Source organism: Streptomyces tuirus, assembly GCF_014701095.1.
GTDB classification, from domain to species: domain Bacteria; phylum Actinomycetota; class Actinomycetes; order Streptomycetales; family Streptomycetaceae; genus Streptomyces; species Streptomyces tuirus.
This window is the reverse complement of record NZ_AP023439.1, coordinates 215,255-241,322: the sequence shown is the minus strand read 5'-3', so window position 1 is coordinate 241,322 and position 26,068 is coordinate 215,255. Positions and strand designations below refer to the sequence as shown.

Here is a 26,068-nt window from a genome sequence, read left to right as displayed (position 1 = left end):
CTGCCCTTCGCGTCACAGGTCGCGTGATGGGGCGTCCTCGGAGAGGTCGTAGAGGTTGTCGGCCCGCACCACGCACAGGGCCCAGATGATGAAGCCCGAGAGCGCGATCATCACGACCGACCAGACCGGATACTGCGGCAGGGAGAGGAAGTTCGCGATGATGACGAGTCCGGCGATGGCCACACCGGCGACGCGCCCCCACATCGACATCCGGAACAACCCGACGGTGACGATCAGGGCGATCACGCCCAGGGCGAGGTGGATCCAGCCCCAGCCGGTCAGGTCGTACTCGAAGACGTAGCGGCGGGTGACGACGAAGACGTCGTCCTCGGCGATGGCCGAGACACCACGGAAGACGGCGAGCAGCCCGACCAGGAAGAGCATCACGGCCGCGAAGGCGGCCAGGCCGGTGGCCCACTGCTGTTTCGCCGAAGGGGTGGGCCGGGTGTCTGTCGCGGTCATCGTGCGTGCCTCGGCTCCCGTGACTCGGCTCGTGTGATGAGGACGCTCAACGGTCGTAGGCGCGGTCGGTGGAGCCCGAGGGGCCGGCCGGTGCGTGGCCGGTCAGAACGAGTTCCTTCGCCTTGCGGAACTCGTCGTCCGTGATGCCGCCGCGGTCACGGATCTCCGACAGCTTGGCGAGTTCGTCGACGCTGCTGGTCCGGCCCTCGGTGCCCGCGGCCTGCCTGATGCGGGCGTCGAAGGCCTCCTGCTGGGCCCGGGCCTGCGCGATCTCACGGCGGCCCATGCCCTTGCCGCGGGCGATCACGTAGACGAAGACGCCCAGGAAGGGCAGCAGGACGGTCAGCACGAGCCAGCCGGCCTTCGCCCAGCCGTTCATGTCGTCGTCACGGAAGATGTCGACCACCACGCGGAAGAGCAGAACGAACCACATGATCCACAGGAAGAACAGGAGCATGCTCCAGAAGACGCTCAGCAGGGGGTAGTCGTACGCCAGATACGTCGATGCGCTCATGTCTTCCTCCGTCTCCCGGTGCTCGCCGGGCCGCCGGCGCGCGCTGCTTTCAGCGTGAGCCCGCCAGGGCACCGGCGGCCTCACCCGGTACGGGTGATCGTGCGGTGGAGGGCGGACATGCGGTACCGAGCCGTGCTGCCGTGCCCGCGTGGACCGGGTCTCCCTGTCCTCAGCCGGATGCCCGGATCATGGCTCACGGAGTCGCCTGTTGTGTCGCCCGCCCCGCTGCCCGGTCGGCCGGTCCGGCGGCGGCGAGGACCGCCAGGATGATCAGTACGGCCAGGGCGATGCCGAGGACGAGCGCCACCGCTCCGACGGTGGGATGGTTCCAGAACACCAGTGCCAGAGCTCCGGCCGTCATGACCACTCCGGTGATCCACGGGCGGTGGTCGGCGAGCAGACGCCCCACGGCACCGGTGCGCACTCCCGCGTGCTCGAGGGCCCTGCCGGTGGCCGCCGTACCCCGGTCCGCCACCGTGCGGACGACCCGGGCGAGGCGCCCGGGGCCGTACAGGTACCCGACCAGCGCGGTGATCACCGACACGACCAGCAGCGTGAGCGCACTGTCGCGCAGGAACCGGACGAAGGTGTCGTAGACGGCCGCGGCCGCGTCGCCGGGCAGGGCCGCCGGCGGGACCGAGTTCAGGTACGCGCGCCGGAGCACGGCCAGTGCGACGAGCAGCACCACCATCATCACGCCCACACCCGTCGCGGTGATCATCAGCATGACCCGGTGTGCCGGTGCGGTCCACACGGCGAGTGCGGCCAGTACGACGGTGAGGACGGGAAGCCAGGCCCCGAGGACGTCCAGCAGCCGCATCGCGTCCTGCGCCTTGTCCAGTTGCTCCGTCTCGAACAGGGTGATCGTCCGGTCGGCGTCCGGGATGGCGGCGGCCTTGTCGAAGCCCGCGTCGACGAGCCGCTGCCGCACCTGGTCGACGATTTCTCCCACGTCCAGCTGGACGGCGCCGTCCTCGGAGGTCAGGGCGCCCTCGCGGTCACCGGTGAGCATGTTCACCACCGCGGCGTGCGAGCGCCGGTTCGCGCCCTCCCACACCTGCTGGAAGGCATCGCTGGTGATCACGCCGGTGACGGTGCGGTCCACGACGGTCCTGACCGCGTCGCGCAGCGGGCCTTCGAGTGACGCGGCCCCGTCGACGACGCGCGGTGGCGCCCCCGAGTCCTGGAGGGTCCGCACGAGCGCGTCCGTCACCGCCCCGACGTCGACGTTGTTCACCACGCGGTCCGTCAGCCGGTTGATCATGACCTCCTGCACGGGCGGCTCGGATGCCAGCGGCGCGACGGTCTCCACATACCTGTCGGTGTCGGAGACCGTGTCCTGGACCCAGGCGGCGACGACGGCCAGGGGCGCGAGCAGCAGGGTCAGCACGAGCAGGAGGCAGGCGCCGGCCCGCCGGGCCCGCCGGTGGCGTACCGCCGCGTGCCGGCGCAGCTGCTCGTACTCCGCTCGTTCCTCGGCGGTCATGACGTGGTCCGGATCAGCGGCTTCGCCGGGGTGCCGCGGGTCCGGGGATGCGGCCGGGTTCATGGGTGCGCCCCCTGTGAGTGTGCGTCGCCCAAGGCTGTGTGGGGCGTCGTACGGGATGGGGGAGGAGAGGCGTCGGGTCCCGTGGGGACCCGGGTGTGCCCGGCGTCCCCCGGAGCGTGGTGAGCGGGGTCAGGCCGCACCGGAAGGACCGTGCGGCCCGAGGGCGAGCGTCTTGCGGAGCGCGGCCCGCCACGCGAGGGCGACCGCCGCCTCGGCCAGGGCCAGCAGGACCAGCCACAGGCCGAGCAGCCGGGTCAGGGCGCGGGCCGACTCCGACGGCAGGGCGAGCACCACGATCCCCGCGATGATGCCGACCACCGCGGCACCCAGGACGACACCGCGGTGCGGCAGGTCCTTGGCGGCGACCGCCGTGTAGAGGGTGAGAATTCCGGACACCAGCCAGACGATCCCGACGACCAGCGAGAGCGCGGCGATCGTCTGCAGCGGGTTCCGCAGGCACAGCACCCCGGCCAGGACGTAGAGCACGGCCACGGCCAGCGCCGGGAGCCGCTCCCCGTGCTCCTCCCGGCCGAAGACGGACACGAACCGGAACGCCCCGCTCACCAGCAGGTAGAGCCCGATGAGGACGGCCAGGACGTGCAGGGTCGCCTCCGGCCAGACCAGAATCAGGACGCCCGGTACGAGCGTCGCCACGGCCGAACTCAGCAGCCAGGTCCAGGAACGGCCCAGCCGCGCGAGGCCGTACGCGGAGTCACCCGTCGCGATGAGGACCGCTCCGTCGGAGTGGTGCTCCTGCCCGGGGAGCGATGACGGACCACGCGGCATGGTCATGACTCCTCCTCGTATTGATCGAGGTGCGGCGATGTGCCGAAGGCTGTGACGCGGCCCGGGACGGTCGCCGTAGCCCTACTCCGGTACCGGCCGCATCTCCACGACCCGCAGTCCCAGTGACTGGCAGCGAGCCAGCAGCCCGAACAGATGCGCTTCGTCCACGACGGGGCCGAACAGAACCGTCTGGCCGGCCATGACCACATGGCCCAGCTCCGGAAAGGCTTTGGCCAGTGTCTCCGAGAGGTGTCCCTCGACGCGGATCTCGTAGCGCACGAACTTGTCCTCCCACGGCTTCCCGGGACAGGCGGACGGCGCCCTTTCCTCCATCCTCCGCCTCCGTGCCGGTCCGAACCTCACCCGGAGCAGGTGACCCGCCCGCTGACGGGACGCCGGGGGTCAGTGCTTCAGCACGATCTTGACGGCGACGATGAGCAGGCCGAGCAGCAGGTTGACCGACGCGGTGACGGCCATGAGCCGTGGCGACGCACCGGCGCGGCGCGCCGCGGCCACGGACCAGCCGACCTGGCCGACCACGGCGACGCAGAGAGCCAGCCAGAGTGCCCCCCGGACGTCCAGCCCCAGGAGCGGGCTGATCGCCACGGCGGCCGCCGGCGGGACGGCGGCCTTGACGATGGGCCACTCGTCACGGCACACGTCCATCACGAGGCGGCGGTCCGGAGCCTGTTGGGCCAGGCGCGCCCCGAACAGCTGGGCATGCACGTGCGCGATCCAGAACACCACTCCGGTGAGGAGCAGCAGCACGACCATCTCGGCCCGGGGGAGCGACCCGAGGGAGCCGGCGCCGACCACCACGGAGGCCGCGAGCATCGACCCGTAGACGCCGCCCGTGTAGTCCGCGCGGGCCCGGCGCTCGACCCGGCGCTTGCCGCGGTCGGCCGGTGCGGGTGTGGTCCTGGACATGAGTGGCCCCCTGTGGTCTCAGTGCGCCGATCCGGTCGCTCCGGCCGGAGCATCGGGGTCCCGTTCCCGCGGCCGGCTCTGCCGGGCGGTCGGCAGGTGCGGTGTGACGAGGAAACTGGCCAGGGCGATGCCGCCGGTGGCCAGGATCGCCGCCTTGAGACCCTGCAGCTGCGCGGAGGCGTAGGAGTCCGTGACGGCTTCGACCTCGGACGGCGGCAGTCCGGCGCGCTGGGCCGCCGAGCGCACCTGATCGGTCGGGAGGAAGGTGATACCGGCCTCGAGGGCGACACCGACCTGGTCGCGCGTTTCCCCGGACAACCGTGGATCGTCCTCCACCCGCGTGGTGAAGGCACCGGCCAGCGCGCCGATGAGCAGGGATCCGATGAGCGCGGTGCCCAGCGCCGAGCCCAGATTCTGTGCCGTGAACTGAAGCCCTCCCGCCTCACTGCGTTCCGCCTCGCCGACGCCGGACTGCACGACGTTGCCCAACTGCGAGGCGAGCAGGCCGACTCCCACGCCCAGCAGGGCCATGGCTCCGGCGAACTGCGCGTCGTCGATGACCGGGTCGATGGTGGCCAGCAGCCACACGACGGCCGCCACCAGCGTGGTCAGGGCCAGCCGGACCACCCGCCGCGGCCCCGCCACCCGCCCCAGCGTGGACGCGCCCAGAGAGGTCACGAGCATGGTGGCGGACACCGGCAGCAGGCGCAGGCCCGTCTCGAACGCGTCGAACCCCTGGACCACCTGCAAGTACAGCGGAATGGTGAAGAACAGCCCCAGCAGGATGAGGTTCTGGCTCAGCAGCGTCATCAGGCCGGACCGCAGCACGGGTCTGCGCAGCAGGGACAGGTGCACCAGCGGATCGGCGTTCGCCTCGTCGCGCCGTCGCTCCCACCACCGGAAGACGGCCAGGACGGCCGCCCCGGCGCCGACGACGAACAGAGTCGGAGCGAAGCCGAAGACGGTGAAGGGCGGGTTGCGCGGCTGTACCCATCCCCACGTGCCGCTCTGCAGCACGCCGAGTACGCCGAGACCGAGTCCGGCCGCGGAGAGAGCCGCACCCACCCAGTCCAGCCGGGGGCGCGGCCCGCTCGGAGCGGGAGCCGCGATCACCCGGCGGCACAGCAACACGGCCACGACCACCACGACCTCGCCCGCGAAGACCAGCCGCCACGTCAGATACGTCGTCACCCAGCCGCCCAGCAGGGGGCCGACCGCGATCCCGGCACCGGCGAGCCCGCCGATGACCGCGTAGGCGATGGCCCGGTCGCGTCCCCGGTACGACTCCGCGACGAGGGCCGCCATGGCGGGGAGCACCATGGCGGCGCCGAGCCCCTCGATGACGGACCAGCCCAGCGTGAGGACCCACAGAGTGGGTGCCACAGCCGTGATGGCCGACCCGACGCCGTAGACGACCATCCCGGCGAGGAAGATGCGGCGGCGCCCCACGATGTCCCCGAGCCTGCCGCCGATGAGCATGAAGGCGGCCATGACCAGTGCGTACAGCGTGATGACCGCCTGGATGGCGGTGACCTCGGTGTCGAAGTCCTCGACCAACTGGCTGATGGACACGTTCATGACGGAGGTGTCCAGGACCATCAGGAACTGGGCCGCACCGAGGATGATCAGAGCCCGCCAGCGTTTCACGGTGTCCACCTCGCCGAGTCGGCCCGGTAGGGCCGGGGAGTCCCGGGTATGCGCCACCGGCGCACTCGCCGGCTCCCCCATCCCACCCCGAAGCGCGCACCGTCCGCCTCACCCACGAGGGGGGAGAGGGCCGGGGGCCGGACTCCCGCACCGGCGCGGGGCTCACAGCATCCGGAGCTCGCGGGCGCGGCGGACCGCTTCGCCGCGCCGGTTCACCGCCAGCTTCCGGTACACGCTCTTGAGGTGCGTCTTCACCGTGTTCACCGAGAGGTAGAGGTCGGCGGCGATCTCCTCCGTCGACATCATCCGGGCCACCCGCTCAAGGACGTCGCGTTCACGCGCGCTCAGTTCCACCACGACGAGAGGGGCGGGCGGCGGCGGTGGTCCCTGCCGCTCGCGGGGGAGCGGTGGGGCGGGCATGAGCCAGCCCGCCGCCAGATCGTGCAGCGGCGCCGTGGCCATGTGGGGCCGGATCCACGCTCCGGCGTCCAGGAACGGACGCCGCAGTCGTTCGCGCCTTGCGTCGAGGAGCGCCTGGGCCAGGAGCCTGCGGGCGGTTGCCGTGTCTCCCGCCGCGTCGGCGGCCCGGGCCCGCACCAGTGCCGCCCGCACGGTCACCGCGGGGCCGGTGCGTTCCTCGGCGTGGATGCTGTCGAGCAGGTCGAAGGCCGCCGCTGTACGCCGTGCGGCGAGTTGGATGGACGCGGCCTCCACGGCGCAGACGGGCTGTTCGCCGGAGACCGCCCGGAGTGCCTCGGTGGCCCGGTCGGGCCGTCCCTCCGCCAGGTGGGCGGCCGAGGTGACGAGTGCTTCCTGGCTCGCCGCCCACGGGGAGGCCACGGCGGCGGGTACGGCCGGGGCCACCGCCTCGACCGCGGCCCGCATCTTGCCCCGGGCCATCAGGAGGCGAGCCGCGGCGAGGGCGCGCCCCGCCGCCGTCACCGGGTCGCGCGCTTCGAAGGGAAGATCGGCGGTCTGGTCGATGAGGGCCTGGGCCCGGTCCAGCTCATCGCGGTCGACCGCCACAGCGGCCAGGACCAGCCGCCCGATCACTGAGCCCGTCGGCTGGGGCGGACCGGGCCGATCCGCCTCGGACACCGCCGCCAAGGCCTTGCGCTCCGCCCGGCCGGGCCAGCCGTTGAGGTAGTCGAGCAGGGCCAGGTGCCCCATCGCCTCCTCCCGGGGCGCCTCGGTGGACGGCCCGCCCGGAGCGCCGGTCACGGTGTTCAGGACGGCCCGGGCGTCCTCGAAACGCCCGGCCCACAGGAGGGTCGAGCCGACGTGGGTCAGCAGGAGGGCGGTGAGTTCGGGATGCTTGTCCAGGAGGTGAGCAGGTACCTCATGCCGTAGTTCAGCGGCCGTTTCGGCGGCCTTCTCCACCTGCGGGGGACTTCCGGACAACCGGGCGGCCAGGGCCTCCAGCAGCGCACAGCTCAGGCGTGCGGCCGCGAGGTCGCGGTCGTCGTCGGCGAGCTTCTCCTCGGCGTGGCGCAGGCTCGCCAGGCCGTGATCGAGGTCGTGGTGGGACAGGTCGTGGGCGGCGCGCACGAGGTCCGTGGCGGGGCTTCTCGCCTCGGGCCCCATGTGGGAGAACAACTGCGCCAGGTCGTGCGCGTTCGGGCCGGTGAACAGCCGTCCGATGGCGAGGTCGTCCACGAGGGCACCGGCGGCGAGGTCCCAGTCGTCCGCGGCGGCGCTGTGGGCGAGTGTCTCCGGCAGATGGCCGTGGCGTCGCAGCCACCGCGCGGCCCGTCGGTGCAGTTCGGGCTCCAGCCCGGGCAGGCGGACGCGCAGATGGGCCCGCAGGATCTCCCTGAACAGCGGATGGAGCTGGTACCAGGAGTGCCCGAGCCGTTCGACGAACGCGTTCTCGCGGTGCAGGCCGGCGAGGAGGGGCTCGGCGTCGATGCGCTGGGTCAGCGCGTTGGCCAGATCGGGACAGAAGCGGTCCAGGACGCTCACGCGCAGCAGGAGGTCCTGGGTCTCGCGCGTCTGCCGCTTGAGGACCTCGGCCAGCAGGAAGTCCGCGACCGTGCTGCGGTCCGCTTCGAACTCCTTCAGATACAGCTCGGGGTCCGAGGTCTCCCGGGCGGCCAGGGCGGACAGGCTCAGACCGGCGGCCCAGCCCCGGGTGCGGTCGACCAGGCTGCGTGCCGCCTGGATCGGAACGCTCACACCGTGCAGTTCCAGCAGCGCGGCGGCCTCTTCGGGAGTGAAGGCCAGTTCGGCCGAGCGGATCTCCGTCAGGTCGCCGACCGCCCGGTAGCGGTGCAACGGGAGCAGCGGTTCGGTGCGGGTGACCAGGACGAGGCGCAGTCCCGGGCCGGCGTGGTGCAGGACGAACTCCAACTGCTCCGCGATCTTCGTGTCGGCCACGCGGTCGTACTCGTCGAGCACCAGGAGCACGGGCCGCTCGCGGTCGTTCAGCTCGGAGGCGAGTGTGGACAGCAGCCTGCGGCTCACCCGGGACGCGTTGACGGGTGTCCCGACCGCATCGGACGGCGGGGCACCGCAAGCGCGCAGGGCTTGCAGAACGTAGGCCCAGAACAGTCCGGGCCGGTTGTCCCCGCTGTCGAAGGAGAGCCAGGCGACCGGCGGGCTCTGCCGGGAGGCCCACTCGGCGGCCAGCAGGGTCTTGCCGGCTCCGGCCGGGCCGTCGAGGAGAGTCAGCGGCGTCTTGAAGGCCTGGTCGAGGTGGTCGACGAGCCGCCGGCGGCTCAGGTACGTGCGGGGCCTCGCGGGCAGGGCGAACCGTGTACGCAGGAACGGATTGCCCAGGGGGTCGGTGTGCGACAACGGCGGAAGGACGGGAACCGCGGATTCTTGAGCACGCGCAGGCAGGTCCGACACGGCGCTCATCACCCCTGTCGGGTCAGGGCCACGTCATGGGCAGCGCTTCCACCCTCAGGATCCCAGCCTTCCTGCTCGGGCGCACGGCGGACCGAGCCGCCTCGGAGGTCGCCCGGGGCCGATCCGCCTCGGAGGCCCCCTGTCCCCTCAGCGAGGAGGCCGGGGAGCGGCCGTGGGACGGTACGCGTCGTCGTGGGCGCGCCACGAACCGTCCTCGGACGGCTCGAGGAGGTTCTCGCCCGGTACGACGCACAGGGCCCAGATGATGAAGCCCGACATGGTGATCATCACGATCGACCAGACCGGATACTGCGGCAGGGAGAGGAAGTTGGCGATGATGACGAGCCCGGCGATGGCGACGCCGACGACGCGGGCCCACATCGCCGTGCTGAGCAGCCCCACGCTGACGACCATGGCGACCACGCCGAGGGCGAGGTGGATCCAGCCCCAGCCGGTCAGGTCGTACTCGAAGACGTAGTTGCGGGTCGTGACGAAGATGTCGTCCTCGGCGATGGCCATGATGCCCCGGAACAGGTCGAGCAGCCCGACCAGGAAGAGCATCACGGCAGCGAAGGCGGTCAGGCCGGTGGCCCAGTCGTCCCTCGCCCTGTGTGACGGTTGAGTGGGTGTGGCGGTCATCTTGCGCCTCTGTTTCGATCCTCAGGGGCCGAAGGGGGACAGGGGGAGAGGAGCCGTCCCGACGGGTCGGCTCGGCGCCCTCTTCAGCGTGCCCACGGCAGGGAACGGGCGGCTTCACCCGGTGCGGGTGAGCCTGGAACCACGAGGCTGTGGCCCAGCCGCACCCGCCGTTCCCCGGGGCTGCCTCAGCCGAGCGGTGCCGCTTCTCCCATCAGGGCGCGCACGGCCTCCAGCGCCTCGGCCCGGTCCGCCGGGACCAGCCCGATGCGCGTGCGCCGGTCGAGCAGGTCCGCCTCGTCCAGGGCGCCCTCGTGCCGCAGTGCCCACAGCACCTCGGCGCCGGTGACGGGATAACCCGGCACGACGGGCGCGCCCAGCCGCGGATCCCGCTCGGACAGGGCGTGCACCGCGGGCGCCTCGGTGCCGTAGCGCTGGACGAGGCGGCGGGGCGCGCGCAGCGCCGCGAGCGTCCGGGGGGCCGCGGCGCCGACCAGGGGGAGCGCGGCAGTGGGGGAGGGGCCGGCGGCCAGGCCGTGTGCGTCGACCGCGGTGTTCACGGCGTCCTCGGCCATCCGGCGGTACGTGGTGAGCTTGCCGCCGACCACGCTGACCACGCTGTCCGGTGAGGTCAGCACCGCGTGCCGGCGGGAGATGTCGGCCGTGCGCGAGGCGGCGCCGCCCTGGGCCGTCCCGCTCGTGTCCAGCAGGGGGCGCAGGCCGGCGAACGCGCCGACGACGTCGCCGCGGCGGACGGGGACGTCGAGTACGGATCCGAGGACGTCGAGCAGGAAGCCGATGTCGGTCTCGGGCACGTCGGGGACGTCGGGGACGGGTCCGTCGAGGGGTTCGTCGGTGAGTCCGACGTAGACCCGGCCGTCGTCCTGGGGCAGGACGAGGACGAAGCGGTTGGTCTCCCCGGGGACGGGGATGTGCAGGCCCGCGGGGAGGGGGCCGATGTGCTCCGAGCGCAGGACGAGGTGGGTGCCGCGGGAAGGCCGGATCCGGATGCCCTCCACGAGGTCGCCGGCCCACACGCCGGACGCGTTGATCACCGCACGGGCCCGGATCTCACCCTCCTCGCCGGTGAGTTCGTCCCGTACACGGGCGCCGGACGCGGTGATCTCCAGGGCTCGGACACGGGTCAGCACACGGGCGTGGTGTGCGGCGGCCGTGCGGGCGAGGGCGGTCACCAGACGGGCGTCGTCGGTGAGCCTTCCGTCCCAGGACAGCAGGCCGCCCCGCAGCCCGCCGGGACGCAGCGCCGGGGCCAGGTGCCGGGTCTCGACGGGCGACAGCCGGCGCGGGGCGGGCAGCGTGGCCCGCGCGGTACGGGCCGACAGCCGCAGGGCGTCGCCGGCCCGGAAACCGGCCCAGGCCAGCGCGGCCTGGCCGCGCGAGACGAGTCCGGTCAGGGGCAGGACGAACGGCTGGGCACGCACCAGGTGGGGCGCCGTACGCTCCATCAGCACACCGCGCTCGACCGCGCTCTCGTGAGCGACGTCGAACTGGGCCGAGGCCAGGTAACGCAGCCCGCCGTGGACGAGCTTGGAGCTCCAGCGCGAGGTGCCGAACGCCAGGTCGTGGGCGTCGACGGCGACGACGTCGAGACCGCGGGCGGCGGCGTCCAGGGCCGCCCCGGCGCCGGTCGCGCCGAGGCCCACGACCAGCACGTCCACCACGCGCCCGTCGGTCGCCTCGGTCAGCTCGCGGGCGCGCCGGGCTGCGGACAGGGAGGCCCCGGCGGCCGGGACGGCGGTCTGGCTCATGGGGTGAGGGTCCTCTCCAGAACGGTGCGCAGTTCGGCGAGGAACGCCGCTGTGGTGAGCTCGGCGTCGTCCTCGTCGGTCATGGTGCGCAGGGACAGCGCGAAGGACTGCAGGATCAGCAGCACGGTCCGGGCCTGGCGTTCGGCCGGGGCCTCGCGCACCGAACCGTCGGTGTGCCCTTCGCGCAGCACCCCGGCGAGCAGCTCCAGCAGGGCTTCCTGGCTCGCGCCGCGCCGGTCCAGCACGTAGGGCAGGAGCAGTTCGGGATCCACGTCGACGATCTTCTGGAAAAGCGGATGGGCGCGGAACGCCTCCACGCCCGCGACCAGGCCGTCGATCAGCGACGGGCGGGTGCCCGCTTCCGGCCGGCTCTCGGGCATGGACCCGGTCGCGACGGCGATCCACTCGCGGGTCATGAGATCGCCGACCAGGGAGCGGACGTCGGGCCAGCGGCGGTAGAGCGTCATCCGCGAGAGGCCCGCGCGACGGGCCACGTCGGTCATGGTCGTCCGGCGGACCCCGACGGCTAGGACGCAGTCGCGGACGGCGTCGAGCACCACGTCGTTGTCGGCGGAGTTCGGCTGGGCCGAGCTGTTGTGACGATTAGGCGTCATGTGTAACAGTGTAACGCCCGAGGCCGCTCCAGCGGCAACCCCGACGACCGGTGAGGACGACAGGCATGGACATGCTGTGGAACGGCTGGGGAGACCCGGTCAGGGCGACGCCGCTGCCCGACACCGTGACCGGGCTGCTGCGCGACTGGCTCGGCGTCAAGCCGCAGCCCACGGCATCAGCCCGGCTGGAGGAGATCGAGATCTCCACTCCCGCCCTGGACGGGGCCGCACTGCACGCGCTGCGCACCGCACTCGGCGACCGGGCGGACGACGTCCGCACCGACACCGAGACCCGCGTCCGGCACACCCGCGGCAAGTCCACCCCCGACCTGCTGCGCCTGCGCGCCGGAGACACCGCCGACGCCCCGGCGGCCGTGGCCCACCCGCGGAGCCATGACGAGGTGCTCGCCGTGCTCCGCGTCTGCGCCGAACACCGCCTCGCCCTCGTCCCGTTCGGCGGCGGCACCTCCGTCGTCGGAGGCCTCGCCCCCTCCGGCAAGGCGCCCTTCGTCGCCCTGGACCTGCGGCACCTGAACCGCCTGCTCGACCTCGACCCCGTCTCCCGCACCGCCACCCTCCAGGCCGGTCTGCGCGCCCCCGAGGCCGAGGCGCTCCTGGCCGGACACGGCTTCACCCTCGGCCACTTCCCGCAGTCCTACGAGTGGGCCACCATCGGCGGATTCGCCGCGACGCGCTCCAGCGGCCAGGCCTCCGCCGGCTACGGCCGCTTCGACGAGATGGTCCTCGGCCTCACCCTCGCCACGCCCGGAGGCACCCTCGACACCGGCCGTGCGCCCCGCTCGGCCGCCGGCCCCGATCTGCGGCAGCTGCTGCTCGGTTCGGAGGGCGCCTTCGGCGTCATCACGTCCGTCACCGTCCGCGTCCGGCCCGTCCCGCAGACCCGCCGCTACGAAGGATGGCGCTTCGCCGACTTCGCCGAGGGCAGCGCCGCTCTGCGCCGGCTCGCCCAGGACGGCCCGCGCCCCACCGTCCTGAGGCTCTCCGACGAGACCGAGACACTGATCGGCCTGGCCCAGCCCGACGCCATCGGCTCCGCCGCCGAACAGCCGAGCGCGGGATGCCTCGCCGTCGTCGGCTTCGAGGGCACCGAGGAGGACACCGCGCAGCGCCGGGCGGCCGCGGCGGCCGTACTCACCGACTGCGGCGGCCAGTTCGCCGGTGACGAACCAGGACAGCGCTGGGCCCACGGCCGCTACTCGGCACCGTACCTGCGCGACTCGCTCCTCGAAGCGGGAGCGTTCGCCGAGACGCTGGAGACCGCCGCCTACTGGTCCCGGCTGCCCGGACTGTACGCGGGCGTCCGCGACGCGCTGACCGCCACACTCACCGCGAACGGCACCCCGCCCCTGGTCATGTGCCACATCTCGCACGTCTACGAGAACGGCGCCTCGCTGTACTTCACCGTCGTCTCGGCCCAGGGCGAGGAGCCCGTGGAGCACTGGACGCGCGCCAAGCACGCCGCGAACGAGGCGATCCTCGCCGCCGGGGGCACCATCACGCACCACCACGCGGTCGGCACCGATCACCGCGACTGGTACGTCCGGGAGGCCACGGACCTGGGCGTCGCGGCCCTGCGGGCCGTCAAGCAGCGCCTGGACCCGGACGGCCTGCTGAACCCCGGCGTCCTGCTGCCGACCGACTGACCGCCGCCCCGCCCTGCCCGAACACGCACCACCCCACCAGACGACAGCCCGGCACCACCCGTCAGCCCGGAGGCACATCGATGCGACAGTTCACCGCCGTCGTCAACCCCACCGCGGGCGGAGCCACCAGCGCTGCGGCGCTGCTGAAGGTGGCCCGTCTGCTGCGGGAGGCGGGCGCCGAGCTGGAGACCGAGTACAGCCGCAGCCTCGCCCACGCCCGCGAACTCGCCCGGCACGCCGGGGAACGGGGCCGGGTCGTGCTCGCCGTCGGCGGCGACGGCATCACCGGGAGCATCGGCGGAGCCCTCAGCGGCACCGGCGCGCTGTTCGGCATGGTCCCGGCCGGGCGCGGCAACGACTTCGCCCGCGCCCTGGGCCTGCCCGGCGACCCCGAAGGCGTGGCCCGCGTGCTGCTCCACGGCACCCCGCGTGCCGTGGACACCATCGAGGTCACCTCGTCCGTCCACGCCGGCACCGTCGTGCTCGGCAGCGTCTACGCGGGCGTGGACGCGCTGGCCAACCTCCATGCCAACCGCTCCCGCCTGCTGCGCGGTTCGGCCTCCTACTACGCCGGTGCCCTGCGCGCCATCAGCACCTGGCGCCCCGTCCGCTACCGGATCACCGTCGACGGCCGGGAGCACACCTGCACCGGCTACACCGTGGTCGCCGCCAACTCCAGCTACTACGGCTCGGCGCGCCGCATCGCTCCCGAGGCCCGGCTGGACGACGGCCTCCTCGACGTCGTGATGATCCGCGACGCGCCGCGCCGGCTGTTCTTCGCCCTGATGAAGGAACTCGACACCGGCGCCCACGTCCACCGTCCCCAGGTACAGGTCCTGCGCGGCCGGGAGATACGGATCGAGGCCGACCGGGACCTCCCCTACGGCGCCGACGGCGAGATCGAGGCCGCCCTCCCGGTCACGGCCAGGGTGCTGCCCGGCGCACTGCGCGTCCTGTGCTGAGGCCGGGCCGCACCCCCACGACCCTCTAGCCCTCGCCGCTCAGCAGACCCATCCGCGCCAGGTAGCGGCCCACCTCCTCCGGGCTGTCGGCGGCCAGGGCGATGTGGTGGTCGGGGCGGATCAGGAACAGGCCGGTGCCGAGCTCCTCGGCGAGCGGCCCGCCCGTCACGTGATGGGTGCGGACACCCGGTGTCGCGCGGGGCGGCACGCAGTTCACCGCCAGCAGGGTGAAGTCCGGGCCTCTCAGCAGCTCGAAGAGATTCCGGCAGGGGCCGTCGGCGGTGACGCACGGGAGGTCGGGCGCCCGGTCGCCGGCCCGTACCCCCGTCGGGGAACGCAGTGCGCGGGCGTCGGCCGAGAGCGCACTGTCGCGGTAGTGCACCGACAGCAGGTGGCAGACCCGCCCCCGGAAGCGTGACTGCCCACCGTCCTCGGGTTTGCGGCCGGCCCGGTACAGGCGCGTGCTGAGGTCCAGCACGCCCGCCGCGGCGGGCCGGCGCTCGGCTTCATAGCTGTCCAGCAGCGTGTCCGGGGCACCGCGGCCGATGACCTGGCCGAGCTTCCAGCCGAGGTTGTAGGCGTCCTGCACGCCGATGTTCAGCCCTTGGCCACCGCCGGGCGGGTGCAGGTGGGCGGCGTCCCCGGCGAGGAAGACGCGCCCCTGACGGAAGCGTTCGGCCATCGCGGTGCGCGGCCGGTAGAACGAGCTCCACACCACCTCGGTGACGGCGTCCGGGGGCAGATGGGTCCGCTCGGCGACCAGGGCGCGCACGGTCTCGGCCGTCGCGGTGAACTCATCGCCCGTGATCTTGGCGTTCAGCTGGAAGTCGGCGGTTCCCGGCAGCGGGCACAGCAGCAGCTCACCCGGCGGGTCGTCGGGCCAGATGTGCCAGTGATCGCGGTCCAGGCCCGGCACGCGTACGTCCGCCACCACCGCCGAGCGCAGCCCGCGGTCCTCGCCCTTCATCGCGATGCCGAGGGACTCGCGCACCGCACTGTGGCTGCCGTCGGCGCCCACCAGGTAAGGCACCGTCATCAGGCGACGAACGCCGTCGGACTGCGCCACTTCGGCGCTCACATGCGTGTCCGTCTGCGTCAAAGACACGAGCCGGGCACCGCACTCCAGCGTTCCGCCCAGTTCGAGCAGGCGATCGCGCAGGATCTCCTGCGTGCGCCACTGGGGAATGAGCCACTGCTGCGGCTGACCCGACACCGGCGCCTCCGGGTCCGGTTCGATCAGCCACCACTCACCCCGGCGCTCGCCGTCGCGCCAGGTCTGCATGGGCGGGAACGGGGAACCGGCGGCATGCACCGCGTCGATGACGCCGAGGTCGTCGAACGCCTCCAGCGTGCGTGCCTGAAGGCTCTTGCCGCGGGAACCGGCGGGGAGCCGGTCGCCCGCCTCGATGACATGGGTCCGCATGCCGCGCCTGGCCAGGTCACAGGCGAGGGTGAGGCCGGTCGGTCCGCCGCCGACGACCAGCACGTCGACGGTCGGCTGCTGCGCTGTCCGAGAGGTGGGATCGGGCACGACTCCCCGCTTTCTGCCGTCTGCCCCGGCACTGGATGCATGGAGCGGCGCTCTGCCGCACTATGCGAAATGTCCCCCACGGGCGGGGCGGCCGTGGCCCGTGCCGACCGGTTCCGCCCACATGGCCGCACCACCGCACGAGCTCAGGAGCACACATGGCTCACACCGCCGCCTGCCCCTTCGACTACAGCGAACAACTCGAGTTCGACCCGTGCCTCGCCCAGCTCATGGCCCGCGGCCCGGTCAGCCGTATCCGGCTCTCCTACGGCGAGGCCGAGGCATGGCTGGTCACCACCTTCGACGGCGTACGCCAGGTGACGACCGACCCCAGGTTCAGCCGGGCCGCCATCGTCGGCCGGGACTACCCCCGGATGACTCCCGAGCCGATCGTCTCCCCGGAATCGATCAACGTCATGGACCCGCCGCGCGGCACCCGGCTGCGCCATGCCGCAGCACGGGCCTTCACCCAGAGCAGCGTGAAACGCATGACGCCGGCCATCGAAGAGGTGGCCCACCGGCTCGTGGACGAGATGATCGAGCAGGGCCCGCCGGCCGACCTGGCCCGTCGCCTGTCCGAGCCGCTGCCCAACCACACCATCTGCGCGCTGCTGGACGTACCCGACGAGGACCGGCCGCTCATGCTGCTCCGCACCCAGCAGATGCTGACCACCGCGCCCGAAGCCCGGCAGGCGGCGGCCGAAGCCAAGCAGCACCTGCGCGCCTACTTCACCGCGCTCGTCGCCGATCGCCGCAAGGACGGGGGCAGCGACCTCATCACCACCATGGCCGCCGGCGATTCGGGGGAGGAGCCCCTGAGCGACGACGAACTGGCCGTCCTGGCGCTGACCCTCATCCTCAGCGGCAACGACACGGCCACCTGCCAGATCAGCAACATCGCCTACACCCTGCTGACCCGCCCCGAGCTCCACGAACTGCTGCGGCGCAGCCCCGAGCGGCTTCCCCGGCTGCTGGACGAACTCCTGCGGCACATCCCCTTCCGCAAGGGCGTCGGCATCCCGCGCGTCGCACTGGAGGACGTGGAGCTGGAAGGAGTGCTGATCCGCGCCGGTGACTTCGTGCACGTCTCCTATCTGGCGGCCAACCGGGACCCGGAGGTGTTCGCCGACCCCGACGTCCTCGACGTCGACCGAGCGCCCCACCCCCATATGACGTTCGGCTGGGGCGGCCATCACTGCGTCGCCAGCACCCTCGCCGTCGCGGAACTCAGAACCGCGATCGGGGTCCTGTTCACCCGCCTCCCCGAACTGCGGCTGGCCGTACCGGCCGAGGACGTGCTCTGGGACACCCGGACCATCCGCCGCTTCCCCCTGGAGCTGCCCGTGACGTGGTGAGGGCGCCGGGCATCCGCGCTCCTGCTCGTCGCGGCGCAGCGCTGACGCCGCTCCGCCGCGAGGAGTTCACGGACTCGGTGGAAGCCCCCTGTTAGAAGGTGAGGTTCCAGGCGTCGATCCGCCCGGTGTCCTGTGCCGCGATGTCGCGGACACGCAGCTTCCAGGTACCGGACGCGGTCTCCGACGAGGCGTCCACCGTGTACGTCTTCACCACGTCGTCCCCGCTGTCGCCGTCGGCGAAGTCCTCCAGGGAGTAGACCGATCCGTCCGGAGCGACGAGGGACAGCACCAGGTCGCCGCGGTACGTGTGCTTGACGTCCACGCCGACCTTCAGCGCGGCCGGGGCGTTGCCCGTCACTCCGGCCACGGTGATCGGTGACTCCACGGTGGCGTTGTCGGCGACGGTGACGTCGGCGGTGTTCTCGAAGTACCGGCCGGGCGGCGGGGTGCTGCCACCGACGGCCTTCAGCGCGTCGACCTGGCCCTCCCCGAAGAAGGCGTTCTTCGCCGTCGTACCGGTGCAGCGGCCGTCGGAGGGGCACGCGGTGTCCGTGGCCTGGGTCCCCAGCCACGCGCGCAGATCAGCGGGGGTGGCGGCCGGGTCGGCGCTCTTCAGCAGCGCGGCGACACCGGCGACGTGCGGCGACGCCATCGACGTGCCGTTCATGTTCCCGTACTTGCCGCCGGGGAGCGTGGAGTAGACGCCGTAGGCTCCGTCGCCGCCCGGGGCCGCCACGTCGATGACGTCCCGGCCGAAGTTGGAGTACGACGCCTTGATGTTCCCGTTGCCCATCGCCGCGACGGTCACCACGCCCGGCAGCTCCGTCGGGATGTCGATGCAGGCGTTGGTGATGGTGCGGTTGACGGGAGTGGAGTCGTTCGGGCTGGAGCTGTCGCTGCGCTTGTTCGCCAGGTCGTAGTTGGAGTTGCCCGCCGCCGCGACCTGGAGCGAGCCCTTGCCCTCGGCGTACTCCTGAGCCCGGCGCACACCCTCGATGATGGCCGCCTGGTCCGGGTCGTCGGGGCAGTTGAACATCCAGGGGTCCGTGTAATAGCTGTTGTTGGTGACGTCGAAGCCGTGGTCACCGGCCCATATGAAGCCGCAGATGGTGTTCTCTGCGAAGAACATGCTCGTACTCGGCTCCGCGATACGCACGGAGGCGATCTTCACGCCGGGCGCGACCCCGACCACGCCCTTGCCGTTCTTCGCGGCGGCGATGGTGCCCGCGACGTGTGTGCCGTGGCTGCCGACGTCACGCCAGGCGCCGGCCCGGGTGTCGGCCTTGCCGTAGGCGCAGGAGACGGAGTCCGCCGTGTCGAAGTTGGGCGCGATGTCCTGGTGCCGGTCGTCGACTCCGGTGTCGAGGACGCCCACCGTGACGGACGGCGAGCCGGTGCTGACGGCCCAGGCCTTGTCGGCTTTGATCCGGGTCATGTCCCACCGCGCGGTCTCGGTGAGCGTGGTGGACGACTGCCCGGGGGCGGTCGGCAGGGTGGGGGAGTAGGCGTCGGCGGGGACGTCCGAGGTGCGGGTCGCACCCACCTTCTGCACGCCCGTGACGGAGCGCATCGCGGCGGCGAAGCCGGCCGACGAGGAGTGGGCGACCACGACACCGATCGCGTCGTAGTGCGCGAAGACCGAACCGCCGTTCGCCGCCACTGCGTTGCGGGCGGCGGTGGTGTCACCGGGAGCGGTGATGACGAGGTAGGAGCGGGTTCCGGCGGCCCACCCGGCGGCGGTCTGGGCGGGCACGGCGGCGGGGGCCGCGGCCGGACCGGGCGGAAGGCCGGTGTCCACGTCGGCCGCTCCGGCGGGCGTGGCGAGCGCGAGGGCCGCTCCGGCAGCGGCGACGGACAGCAGCGACCGTCTGAGACGGCGACGGGATATGCGGGGGGTTGTCACAGCATCCTCCGGGAGCCCGGGGCAAGGGGTGGTGCCCGCCGGGCCGTGGGTCGAATGGGTCGACGCAAGATTTCAGATGAGGGCATGACAAGGGAAGGGGCTGCGGCGCTTTGATCGTCGGGGGAGACAAGTAGGTGACACCGCTCCGGATGGTGACTCCGCTCGGGATGGTGACACTCCCCGGATGGTGACTTCGCTCCGGATGGTGACTCCGCTCCGGATGGTGACTCCGCTCCGGATGGTGACACTCCCCGGATGGTGACTTCGCTCCGGATCGCGCGGGGCGTGCATGCTCTGTACATGCCGGGGTACACGCGCGTTCGTCAGCCCACGGGAGGCCGGCAACGTGCAGCTACAGGGGAGGGAAGCATCGTGGCGACAGTGGCTACGGCGAAGACGGACACGGACGTGGATGGCCTGCCGGAGGTCGCCGAACCCTCACGCATCGCACCGAAGGACGCCCGGCAGCTGACGCGTCTGTTCTTCGACCAGCTCGCGGCGCTGGAGGAGGGGACACCCGAGTACCAGTACGCACGGAACACGCTGATCGAGATGAACATGTCCCTGGTCCGCTTCGCGGCGGGACGGTTCCGCAGCCGTGGGCCGGAGGAGATGGAGGACATCGTCCAGGTCGGCATGATCGGCCTGATCAAGGCCATCGACCGGTTCGAGCTGACCCGGGAGGTGGAGTTCACCTCCTTCGCCATCCCCTACATCGTCGGCGAGATCAAGCGGTTCTTCCGCGACACCACCTGGGCCGTGCACGTCCCGCGCCGGCTGCAGGAGGCCCGCGTCCAACTCGCCCGTGCCACCGAGGAACTCCGCAGCCGCCTCGGCCGCACCCCGACGGTGAAGGAACTGTCGGAGCTGATGAGCCTGCCCGAGGACGAGGTCAGGGAGGCCCGGCTGGCCTCCAACGGCTACAACTCCACCTCTCTGGACGCGGCGATCGGCGGCAGCGAGGACGGTGAGACGGCCTTGGCGGACTTCATCGGCGTCGACGACCGGGCGCTCGAACTCGTGGAGGACTTCCACGCACTGGCACCGATGATCGCCGCACTCGACGAACGCGACCGGCAGATCATCCAGTGGCGCTTCGCGGAGGAACTCACCCAGGCCCAGATCGGCGAACGCCTCGGCGTCTCCCAGATGCACGTCTCCCGCCTGCTCTCGCGCTGCCTGGCCCGGCTGCGCGAGGGCATGCTCACCACCAGCTGACTCTCCGGCGGACGGCGTGCGTCCGCGTCAGGTCCGTCCGAGGAGGCTGGTCGCGGCACCGAAGCGGTCATCCGTCGCGGCCGCACCCGGCACCCCGCCGTGTGCGGCGGGATGACCGCCCGCCGGGACGTCGACAGCCCCGACTTCGCTCCGTGAAGCACGACCACGGCACCGGCTCCCGCCTTCCCCGCGACGTTCTCACCGGGCGCGGGCGGCACGGCGTCGCGCGGTATCCGTCACCGTTGACGTCGCCGGACACCGCCCCGTGCGCCACTGCGGGCGGTCAGGGAAGCGTAGGACGGGCCGGCACGACGTCGGTCGCGCCTCCGGCCGTGGGGCAGCCGCTACGACGCGGCCAGGACCTCTCCGGCTGTGACCTGGGGCGGCTGGGGAAGCAGCGCGGCGAGGCGGTCCCGGACGAAGTCCTTCGCCCTGCGGGTCGACTCCTCGGCGCCGGACCGGTCGTGGAAGACACTCGTCGACACCATCACCCCGTCCCCGGCATCGACCCAGTAGTAGGCCACGAAACCCTGGACCTCGCGGACCAGCGGCAAGAACTCCTCGTTCACCCGACGTCCGGCCTCGGCCGGCTCGGTCACCCCTTCGTACCGGCGGATCACTGCGTACATGGGCTGTCTCCTCGTACGTCTCGGCGTAGTCCTGTGCGCAGACGAGGTACCCGCCGTGGGAGGTGGGTCGGGCGGCAGGCGGGAGAAGATCACCGGAAAAGCCCCCTCGGCCGGGGTACGGGACACCCGACTGCGCGCAGAGCTCGGGGTGCGTGCCCGTCATCGCCGACGGCTTCCGGGCCGGTCGGCAAGGTCTTGCGTGTTCTATGCGATGCCCATAAGTTACCGACCAGTACTCTCCTTGGGAACGACCCGTGCCGGAGCCGAGAAGGGTGGTCCTGGCCATGCCCCGCCGAGCGACAACCGGACGCGCGGTCCTGTTCCGCCCCGGCCACCGGGCCGGTGGCCCCATGAGTCCGCGCAGGAGCGACAGTCGTGAGCGGATGGTCCTCAGCGCGGCGGAAATGCTGCGCGAGTACGGCGTCGGCGCGACGAGCATCGACCGGGTGCCGGCGCACGGCGGCGCCCCCAGGGGCTCGGTCTACCACCATTTCCCACGGCCTTCCCGAGCAGCGGGGAAAGCGGCTGGCCGTCTTCATCATCGCCGCGGTCGAAGGCTCGGTGATCATGTGCCGGGCCGAACGGAGCCCCGCCGCGCTGGAGGCGGCCGCCGCCGAGATCCATGACCTTCTGATCCACGCACTCCAGAACAGGCCGGAGACCCGGCCCCAGGCCGTGATCACCCCGCCAACCGCCCTGACCCCACCCGTGAGGAAGCCGCTATGCCCACGCTCGAGCGCCACGACAACGTCTTCGTCCTCGACCTCGGAGACGGCGAGAACCGCTTCCACCCCGACTGGCTCGCCGCTGTCGGCGCCGCCCTGGACGAGGTCGAGAAGACGGACGGCCCCCGGGCCCTGGTCACCGCGGCCACCGGGAAGTTCTACTCCAACGGCCTCGACCTGGACTGGCTGTTCGCCCACGCCGACCAGTACCACGACTACGTCGTCTCCGTCCATGAACTGTTCGCGCGGACGCTGTCGTTGCCGTTGATCACGGTGGCGGCCCTGCAGGGGCACACGTTCGCCGCCGGAGCCATGTTCTCGCTGGCCCACGACTTTCGCGTCATGCGCGCCGACCGCGGCTACTGGTGCCTGCCCGAGGCGGACATCAACATCCCCTTCACCCCCGGCATGGCCGCCCTGATCCAGGCCCGACTGGCCCCGCAGGCCGCGCACCGGGCCATGGTCACGGCCCACCGCTACGGCGGAACCGACGCCGCCGCCGTCGGCATCGTCGACCAGGCGGTGGCCGAGGACGCCGTCCGCACGATCGCCATCGAGCTCGCCCAGGCCCAGGTGGGGAAGGCCGGCGACACCCTCGGCACCATCAAGGCCCGCATGTACGGGCCCGCGCTGGCCGTCCTGCGCGACACCGCGAAGCCGCTCGGCTGACGCGGACCGACCGCCCCACGCGGCCCCGAGCCGTCGCCGGCTTGCGGCGGGAGCCCTGTACGCGCCTGTCCGGCCCGTTGGCGGCACCACTCGAACCACTGCGACGGCCCGGCGCATAGAATCCGCTCTCATGCCGAAGCCTGACGAGCTGATCGTTGACATCGCCGCCCGCGTGGAGTCCGGGCAGAGCAGCCAGATGTCCCTGACCGTGGTCACCGGTGGTGCCGTCATCACCGGTCGACTGGCTCCCGAAGCCATGTGGCGGCAACGGGTGTCGGAGGTGCTGACGGACTCCGCCCGCCTGAGTGAGTTCTCCGCGGTCTTCCACAGCCCGGACACGAAGGACGGGCCGCCCACGCATCTGCACTTCCATGTCGCGCGGATTCTGCAGGGCACCGTGGGAATCCCGGAGACGGGCGGCATGTTCCGCGTCGCGATCGAGGACATCAGCGCCTGGACCGTGGGGGACTTCAGCTACTCCGACCACTGACCGGCCTCGCCAGGAGGGCCCAGCGGCCGGAGGTCGAGCGCAGGGAGGGCGCCCGCTCCGGCCGCTGTACGTGGTAGGTGAATGCACCGGGAGAACCGCCGTCTCGTCTTCGCACTTCACGCAGGCATAGCCAACTGGCTCCAAGGTCCGCGAGGCGAAGACAGATCATGCGTCCGACTGCGGGCATATTTCCGTCCGCCCGTGGGGAGCCGATCATTCCGCCCGCAGGGGGAGCTTTGCACTCCGGTCGCCACGTGATCAGCGATCAAGAAAGGGCCGGCTTCCTCAACAGGACGGCATGACAGAAGCCTTGCACCGATCCGATCCTCCTGACAGGGTGCGGGAGTCGGTTCTCGGCATTGCGTCACGGGGGAGACTCGATGTTGTTCACCTTTCCGATGGACCATGACGGCTCTTCCTTTCCTCGGCCCGTGGTTCGCCGCGCTGCCTGACGACATCCGCAACCGGACGAGTCGTACGACAGTCGGTGGGTCCACTGGGAGTTGCTGAGGAGGAAGAGCGATGGACCACATCTCCGCATCCGTACAGAAGCCGGTACAACAGCACTTACGCCGCCCGGATCCGCGTCCGGGCGGACGTTTATCGGAGATCACCCAGGTACCGATCAGCAGAATCATGGTCGTGGGCTCGCTCCGCTCGGTCGGGGAGGATCCACGGCACATCAGCGCGCTCGCCGAGGTGTGCTCCGAACTGCCGCCGATCGTGATCCACCGCAAGACGATGACCGTCATCGACGGTGTGCACCGGCTCAGAGCGGTGGAGAACAGCGGCGCCACGCACATCAGTGCCGTGCTCTTCAACGGCGATGAGCGCGAGGCCTTCGTGCTGGCGGTCAAGCTGAACAGCAATCACGGACTGCCGCTCTCCCTTGCCGACCGCAAGGCCGCGGCCCTGCACATGCTGGCCGACTTCCCGGAGTGGTCCAACCGGCGACTGGCGGGGGTCGTCGGCCTGTCGGACAAGACCGTCGCGGCGCTCAGGCGACGGTCGGGTGCGGAACTTCCGCACCCGACCGCGGTGCGACTCGGGCGTGACGGGGTGGCCTACCCCCTCGCGGCGGCCGAAGGCCGCAGTCGCGCGCTGGTGTACCTCGCAGCCCATCCCGACGCGTCCGCGCGGGAGGTGGCGCGTGCCGCGGGCATCTCGCTCACCACGGCGAAGGACGCGCGAAAGCGGGCCCGGGCACTTCCGGGAGAGCCGCCGCCGACGGAGCAGCCGGGCGACGGACCGGTCCGGGGGCCCGGCGCCGGCCATCCAGCGCTCGTGAAACGTCCCAAGGCGGGGAACGCGGACCTCTCACTGGCCGTGCGGCGGTTGCGCGCCGATCCCTCGCTCCGGTTCACCGAGGTGGGCCGGAAGCTGCTGCGGACACTGGAGCCCTCGGCCACGCAGCCGCACGACTGGGCGGCGATGGCGAGCAGCATCCCCATACACTGCGCACCCCTGATCGCCGAGCTGGCACGGCACCACGCCGAGAGCTGGCAGCTCCTTGCGGAATCATTGACGGAACGGATCAATTCCCGGGAAGCTGACGTATAGATGTCCGGCCGGTTCATGGAACACCGTTGCCGACGCCTCGGATTCGTTGCTTCCGGTTGATTCCGTCGAGATCATCTTTTGGATTCTCCGGGGCGTCCGCGTGAAACGCCGGCGTATCGGATTCAGCAGGAAAAGCCTTTCTGTGGTCCGCCGTGTTTGTTGAATGTGCGACTTGAGTTCAAACGCTTGCGCGGTGCTCGAACGGTTTGTACGCTGGCTCACACAATTTTGAAGCGGGGTGCGGGGGGAACGTGACTTCGTATATTCCTGGCCATGTTGGGCATGAGCAGTCGCCCGTGCCTCAACGCATTGTTCCTAACGGTTCGTCATTACCGGGCATGCCGACCCATTGGTACAACTTCCTGGCGGATCTGCCCGGCCCCATGCCCGAAGTCAGGGATTCCGGAAGTCCCACGGCCGCTGAGATATCGGCCCAAATTCGGCCGCGAGTCCTCGTCGAGCAAAACGGTTCGGACGAGCAATGGATCGCCATTCCCGAACCGGTCACGGAGTGGCTGCGGCAGTGTGGCCGGCCGACACCCTTGCACCGGGCGCACCGGCTCGAGAAGCATCTCGGGACGGGCGCGAGAATCTACCTCAAGCGTGAAGACGTCCTTCCCACCGGCAGCTTCAAGCTGAACACCGCGATAGCCCAGGCGTATTACGCAGCCGAGGAGGGGCGGACGACGCTCGTCACCGAGACCGGGGCGGGTCAATGGGGGATGAGCGTCGCGCTGGCGGCGAAGATGTTCAGTCTCCAGGCCGAGATCTTCATGGTGAGGTGCTCGCTCGAGCAGAAGCCCTACCGGCGCCACTACATGGAGCTCCTGGGGGCCAAGGTCCGGCCGTCGCCGTCGACCGACACCGCGATCGGACGAAAGATCCTCGGGGAGAACCCGGGCCACCCCGGCAGTCTCGGCACCGCGATCAGCGACGCGATCGAGCACGCCCTGGGTCGCCCCTCCGCCGCGTATCTCGCCGGCAGCGGAATGCCGCACGTCTACCTTCACCAGACCTTGCTCGGCCTCGAGGTCGCGCAGCAGCTCACGGAAACCCACGGCGAGGACCTGGGCGTCGACGGGCGAGGCGACCACCTCATCGCGTGCTCGGGTGGCGGAAGCAACCTCTGCGGTCTCATCGGCCCTCACCTGCGGGCCAAGGCCGACGGGGCCGACCTCCGCTTCCTCGCCGCGGAATCCACCGCGGCGCCCCGGCTCACCCAGGGCGTCTACGCGTACGGCCGCACCGACCTGGGCGGCTACACGCCCGAGGTGCTCGGCTACACGATGGGGGAGAGCTTCATCCCCCCGCCCAACCACGTCGGCGGCCTGCGCAACCATCACAGCTCAGCACTGGTCAGCCTGCTCCGGCACAAGGGCGTCCTGGACGCCGTCGCCTTCGACCAGCGGACGGCCCTCGAAGCCGGCCGGCTACTGCTGCAGACCGAAGGCCTGTTGCTCGCCCCCGAGGCCGGTCACGCGGTCGCCGCGGCCCTGGACGTCGCGGCGAAGGCCGACGCGGAAAACGCCGAACCGGTGATCGTGGTCCTGGCCAGCGGCTCCGGATTCCTCGATCTGCAGGGATACAACGAAGTCCTGCTCGACGCATAGC

General features: G+C 71.6%; 22 protein-coding genes and 2 pseudogenes. 10 read left to right on the top strand and 14 right to left on the bottom strand.

Features of this window, described 5'->3' with window-relative positions:
- Positions 1 to 12 precede the first annotated feature (12 nt).
- The 11 genes from IGS69_RS01120 to IGS69_RS01070 form a co-directional block, all read right to left on the bottom strand.
- On the bottom strand, positions 13 to 462 hold the full coding sequence (locus tag IGS69_RS01120; protein WP_190896054.1) for a DUF7144 family membrane protein: 450 nt from the start codon (positions 460 to 462) through the stop codon (positions 13 to 15).
- A gap of 46 nt (positions 463 to 508) precedes the next feature.
- Positions 509 to 976: an SHOCT domain-containing protein gene (locus IGS69_RS01115; RefSeq protein ID WP_190896052.1), complete on the bottom strand. Its 468-nt coding sequence runs from the start codon at positions 974 to 976 to the stop codon at positions 509 to 511.
- 193 nt (positions 977 to 1,169) lie between these two features.
- The gene (locus tag IGS69_RS01110) at positions 1,170 to 2,525 is read right to left on the bottom strand and encodes a hypothetical protein (protein ID WP_190896050.1); all 1,356 of its coding nucleotides are present in this window, start codon (positions 2,523 to 2,525) and stop codon (positions 1,170 to 1,172) included.
- Between the two features lie 129 nt (positions 2,526 to 2,654).
- Positions 2,655 to 3,317, bottom strand: a complete 663-nt coding sequence (locus tag IGS69_RS01105) for an HdeD family acid-resistance protein (RefSeq protein ID WP_232543402.1) — start codon at positions 3,315 to 3,317, stop codon at positions 2,655 to 2,657.
- Positions 3,318 to 3,392: 75 nt separating this feature from the next.
- Complete coding sequence (locus IGS69_RS01100; RefSeq protein WP_030847793.1) at positions 3,393 to 3,590, bottom strand: hypothetical protein; 198 nt, start codon at positions 3,588 to 3,590, stop codon at positions 3,393 to 3,395.
- 123 nt (positions 3,591 to 3,713) lie between these two features.
- A complete protein-coding gene (locus IGS69_RS01095) occupies positions 3,714 to 4,238 on the bottom strand; it encodes a hypothetical protein (RefSeq protein ID WP_190896048.1) in 525 nt (174 codons plus the stop codon).
- 18 nt (positions 4,239 to 4,256) lie between these two features.
- Positions 4,257 to 5,894 carry an MFS transporter gene (locus IGS69_RS01090; RefSeq protein ID WP_385862448.1) on the bottom strand — a complete coding sequence of 546 codons (1,638 nt, stop codon included), beginning with the start codon at positions 5,892 to 5,894 and terminating at the stop codon, positions 4,257 to 4,259.
- A gap of 153 nt (positions 5,895 to 6,047) precedes the next feature.
- Positions 6,048 to 8,744, bottom strand: coding sequence for a helix-turn-helix transcriptional regulator (locus IGS69_RS01085; protein WP_190896044.1), 2,697 nt, complete (start codon positions 8,742 to 8,744; stop codon positions 6,048 to 6,050).
- Between the two features lie 138 nt (positions 8,745 to 8,882).
- The gene (locus IGS69_RS01080; protein WP_190896042.1) at positions 8,883 to 9,374 is read right to left on the bottom strand and encodes a DUF7144 family membrane protein; all 492 of its coding nucleotides are present in this window, start codon (positions 9,372 to 9,374) and stop codon (positions 8,883 to 8,885) included.
- Positions 9,375 to 9,559: 185 nt separating this feature from the next.
- Positions 9,560 to 11,140 (bottom strand): glycerol-3-phosphate dehydrogenase/oxidase, encoded by a 1,581-nt coding sequence (locus tag IGS69_RS01075; RefSeq protein ID WP_190896039.1) that lies wholly within the window; start codon positions 11,138 to 11,140, stop codon positions 9,560 to 9,562.
- Positions 11,137 to 11,754, bottom strand: a complete 618-nt coding sequence (locus IGS69_RS01070) for a TetR/AcrR family transcriptional regulator (RefSeq protein ID WP_190896037.1) — start codon at positions 11,752 to 11,754, stop codon at positions 11,137 to 11,139. Before IGS69_RS01070 ends, IGS69_RS01075 begins: the two co-directional genes overlap by 4 nt.
- A gap of 65 nt (positions 11,755 to 11,819) precedes the next feature.
- On the opposite strand from IGS69_RS01070, the gene IGS69_RS01065 reads away from it, so the two are divergent.
- Entirely contained in the window at positions 11,820 to 13,418 is a 1,599-nt protein-coding gene (locus IGS69_RS01065) for an FAD-binding oxidoreductase (RefSeq protein WP_190896035.1), read from the top strand.
- An 80-nt stretch (positions 13,419 to 13,498) separates the two neighbouring features.
- Entirely contained in the window at positions 13,499 to 14,380 is an 882-nt protein-coding gene (locus IGS69_RS01060) for a diacylglycerol/lipid kinase family protein (RefSeq protein WP_190896033.1), read from the top strand.
- 25 nt (positions 14,381 to 14,405) lie between these two features.
- On the opposite strand, the gene IGS69_RS01055 is transcribed toward IGS69_RS01060, so the two are convergent.
- Positions 14,406 to 15,911 carry an FAD-dependent oxidoreductase gene (locus IGS69_RS01055; protein ID WP_190896031.1) on the bottom strand — a complete coding sequence of 502 codons (1,506 nt, stop codon included), beginning with the start codon at positions 15,909 to 15,911 and terminating at the stop codon, positions 14,406 to 14,408.
- Between the two features lie 155 nt (positions 15,912 to 16,066).
- Between IGS69_RS01055 and IGS69_RS01050 the strand changes: the two genes are divergently transcribed.
- Positions 16,067 to 17,263, top strand: coding sequence for a cytochrome P450 (locus IGS69_RS01050; RefSeq protein WP_190896029.1), 1,197 nt, complete (start codon positions 16,067 to 16,069; stop codon positions 17,261 to 17,263).
- Positions 17,264 to 17,354: 91 nt separating this feature from the next.
- Here the strand turns inward: IGS69_RS01050 and IGS69_RS01045 are convergent, their stop codons facing one another.
- Positions 17,355 to 19,166: a S8 family peptidase gene (locus IGS69_RS01045; RefSeq protein ID WP_232543401.1), complete on the bottom strand. Its 1,812-nt coding sequence runs from the start codon at positions 19,164 to 19,166 to the stop codon at positions 17,355 to 17,357.
- Between the two features lie 372 nt (positions 19,167 to 19,538).
- Here IGS69_RS01045 and IGS69_RS01040 point away from each other — a divergent pair, with 372 nt between their 5' ends.
- Positions 19,539 to 20,384 (top strand): RNA polymerase sigma factor SigF, encoded by an 846-nt coding sequence (locus IGS69_RS01040; protein ID WP_190896027.1) that lies wholly within the window; start codon positions 19,539 to 19,541, stop codon positions 20,382 to 20,384.
- A 344-nt stretch (positions 20,385 to 20,728) separates the two neighbouring features.
- Here IGS69_RS01040 and IGS69_RS01035 read toward each other — a convergent pair whose 3' ends face one another.
- Positions 20,729 to 21,013, bottom strand: a complete 285-nt coding sequence (locus tag IGS69_RS01035; protein WP_190896025.1) for a hypothetical protein — start codon at positions 21,011 to 21,013, stop codon at positions 20,729 to 20,731.
- A gap of 284 nt (positions 21,014 to 21,297) precedes the next feature.
- Between IGS69_RS01035 and IGS69_RS35145 the strand changes: the two are divergent.
- From IGS69_RS35145 to IGS69_RS01010, 6 genes and pseudogenes are all read left to right on the top strand, one after another.
- A pseudogene (locus IGS69_RS35145) lies at positions 21,298 to 21,498 on the top strand (hypothetical protein); the annotation flags it as partial.
- Between the two features lie 4 nt (positions 21,499 to 21,502).
- Positions 21,503 to 21,616: pseudogene (locus IGS69_RS35295) on the top strand (LmrA/YxaF family transcription factor); the annotation flags it as partial.
- 119 nt (positions 21,617 to 21,735) lie between these two features.
- Positions 21,736 to 22,407: an enoyl-CoA hydratase-related protein gene (locus IGS69_RS01025; RefSeq protein WP_190896022.1), complete on the top strand. Its 672-nt coding sequence runs from the start codon at positions 21,736 to 21,738 to the stop codon at positions 22,405 to 22,407.
- 130 nt (positions 22,408 to 22,537) lie between these two features.
- Complete coding sequence (locus IGS69_RS01020) at positions 22,538 to 22,897, top strand: hypothetical protein (RefSeq protein WP_190896020.1); 360 nt, start codon at positions 22,538 to 22,540, stop codon at positions 22,895 to 22,897.
- Between the two features lie 522 nt (positions 22,898 to 23,419).
- Positions 23,420 to 24,457 (top strand): ParB/RepB/Spo0J family partition protein, encoded by a 1,038-nt coding sequence (locus tag IGS69_RS01015; protein WP_190896018.1) that lies wholly within the window; start codon positions 23,420 to 23,422, stop codon positions 24,455 to 24,457.
- 338 nt (positions 24,458 to 24,795) lie between these two features.
- Entirely contained in the window at positions 24,796 to 26,067 is a 1,272-nt protein-coding gene (locus tag IGS69_RS01010) for a TrpB-like pyridoxal phosphate-dependent enzyme (RefSeq protein WP_190896017.1), read from the top strand.
- Position 26,068: the final 1 nt, after the last annotated feature.

Coding starts and splice junctions, on each gene's coding strand:
- IGS69_RS01120 (WP_190896054.1), bottom strand. CDS start 462: ATGACCGCGACAGACACCCGGCCCACCCCTTCGGCGAAACAGCAGTGG.
- IGS69_RS01115 (WP_190896052.1), bottom strand. CDS start 976: ATGAGCGCATCGACGTATCTGGCGTACGACTACCCCCTGCTGAGCGTC.
- IGS69_RS01110 (WP_190896050.1), bottom strand. CDS start 2,525: ATGAACCCGGCCGCATCCCCGGACCCGCGGCACCCCGGCGAAGCCGCT.
- IGS69_RS01105 (WP_232543402.1), bottom strand. CDS start 3,317: ATGACCATGCCGCGTGGTCCGTCATCGCTCCCCGGGCAGGAGCACCAC.
- IGS69_RS01095 (WP_190896048.1), bottom strand. CDS start 4,238: ATGTCCAGGACCACACCCGCACCGGCCGACCGCGGCAAGCGCCGGGTC.
- IGS69_RS01085 (WP_190896044.1), bottom strand. CDS start 8,744: ATGAGCGCCGTGTCGGACCTGCCTGCGCGTGCTCAAGAATCCGCGGTT.
- IGS69_RS01080 (WP_190896042.1), bottom strand. CDS start 9,374: ATGACCGCCACACCCACTCAACCGTCACACAGGGCGAGGGACGACTGG.
- IGS69_RS01075 (WP_190896039.1), bottom strand. CDS start 11,140: ATGAGCCAGACCGCCGTCCCGGCCGCCGGGGCCTCCCTGTCCGCAGCC.
- IGS69_RS01070 (WP_190896037.1), bottom strand. CDS start 11,754: ATGACGCCTAATCGTCACAACAGCTCGGCCCAGCCGAACTCCGCCGAC.
- IGS69_RS01065 (WP_190896035.1), top strand. CDS start 11,820: ATGGACATGCTGTGGAACGGCTGGGGAGACCCGGTCAGGGCGACGCCG.
- IGS69_RS01060 (WP_190896033.1), top strand. CDS start 13,499: ATGCGACAGTTCACCGCCGTCGTCAACCCCACCGCGGGCGGAGCCACC.
- IGS69_RS01050 (WP_190896029.1), top strand. CDS start 16,067: ATGGCTCACACCGCCGCCTGCCCCTTCGACTACAGCGAACAACTCGAG.
- IGS69_RS01035 (WP_190896025.1), bottom strand. CDS start 21,013: ATGTACGCAGTGATCCGCCGGTACGAAGGGGTGACCGAGCCGGCCGAG.
- IGS69_RS01025 (WP_190896022.1), top strand. CDS start 21,736: ATGCCCACGCTCGAGCGCCACGACAACGTCTTCGTCCTCGACCTCGGA.
- IGS69_RS01020 (WP_190896020.1), top strand. CDS start 22,538: ATGCCGAAGCCTGACGAGCTGATCGTTGACATCGCCGCCCGCGTGGAG.
- IGS69_RS01015 (WP_190896018.1), top strand. CDS start 23,420: ATGGACCACATCTCCGCATCCGTACAGAAGCCGGTACAACAGCACTTA.
- IGS69_RS01010 (WP_190896017.1), top strand. CDS start 24,796: ATGCCGACCCATTGGTACAACTTCCTGGCGGATCTGCCCGGCCCCATG.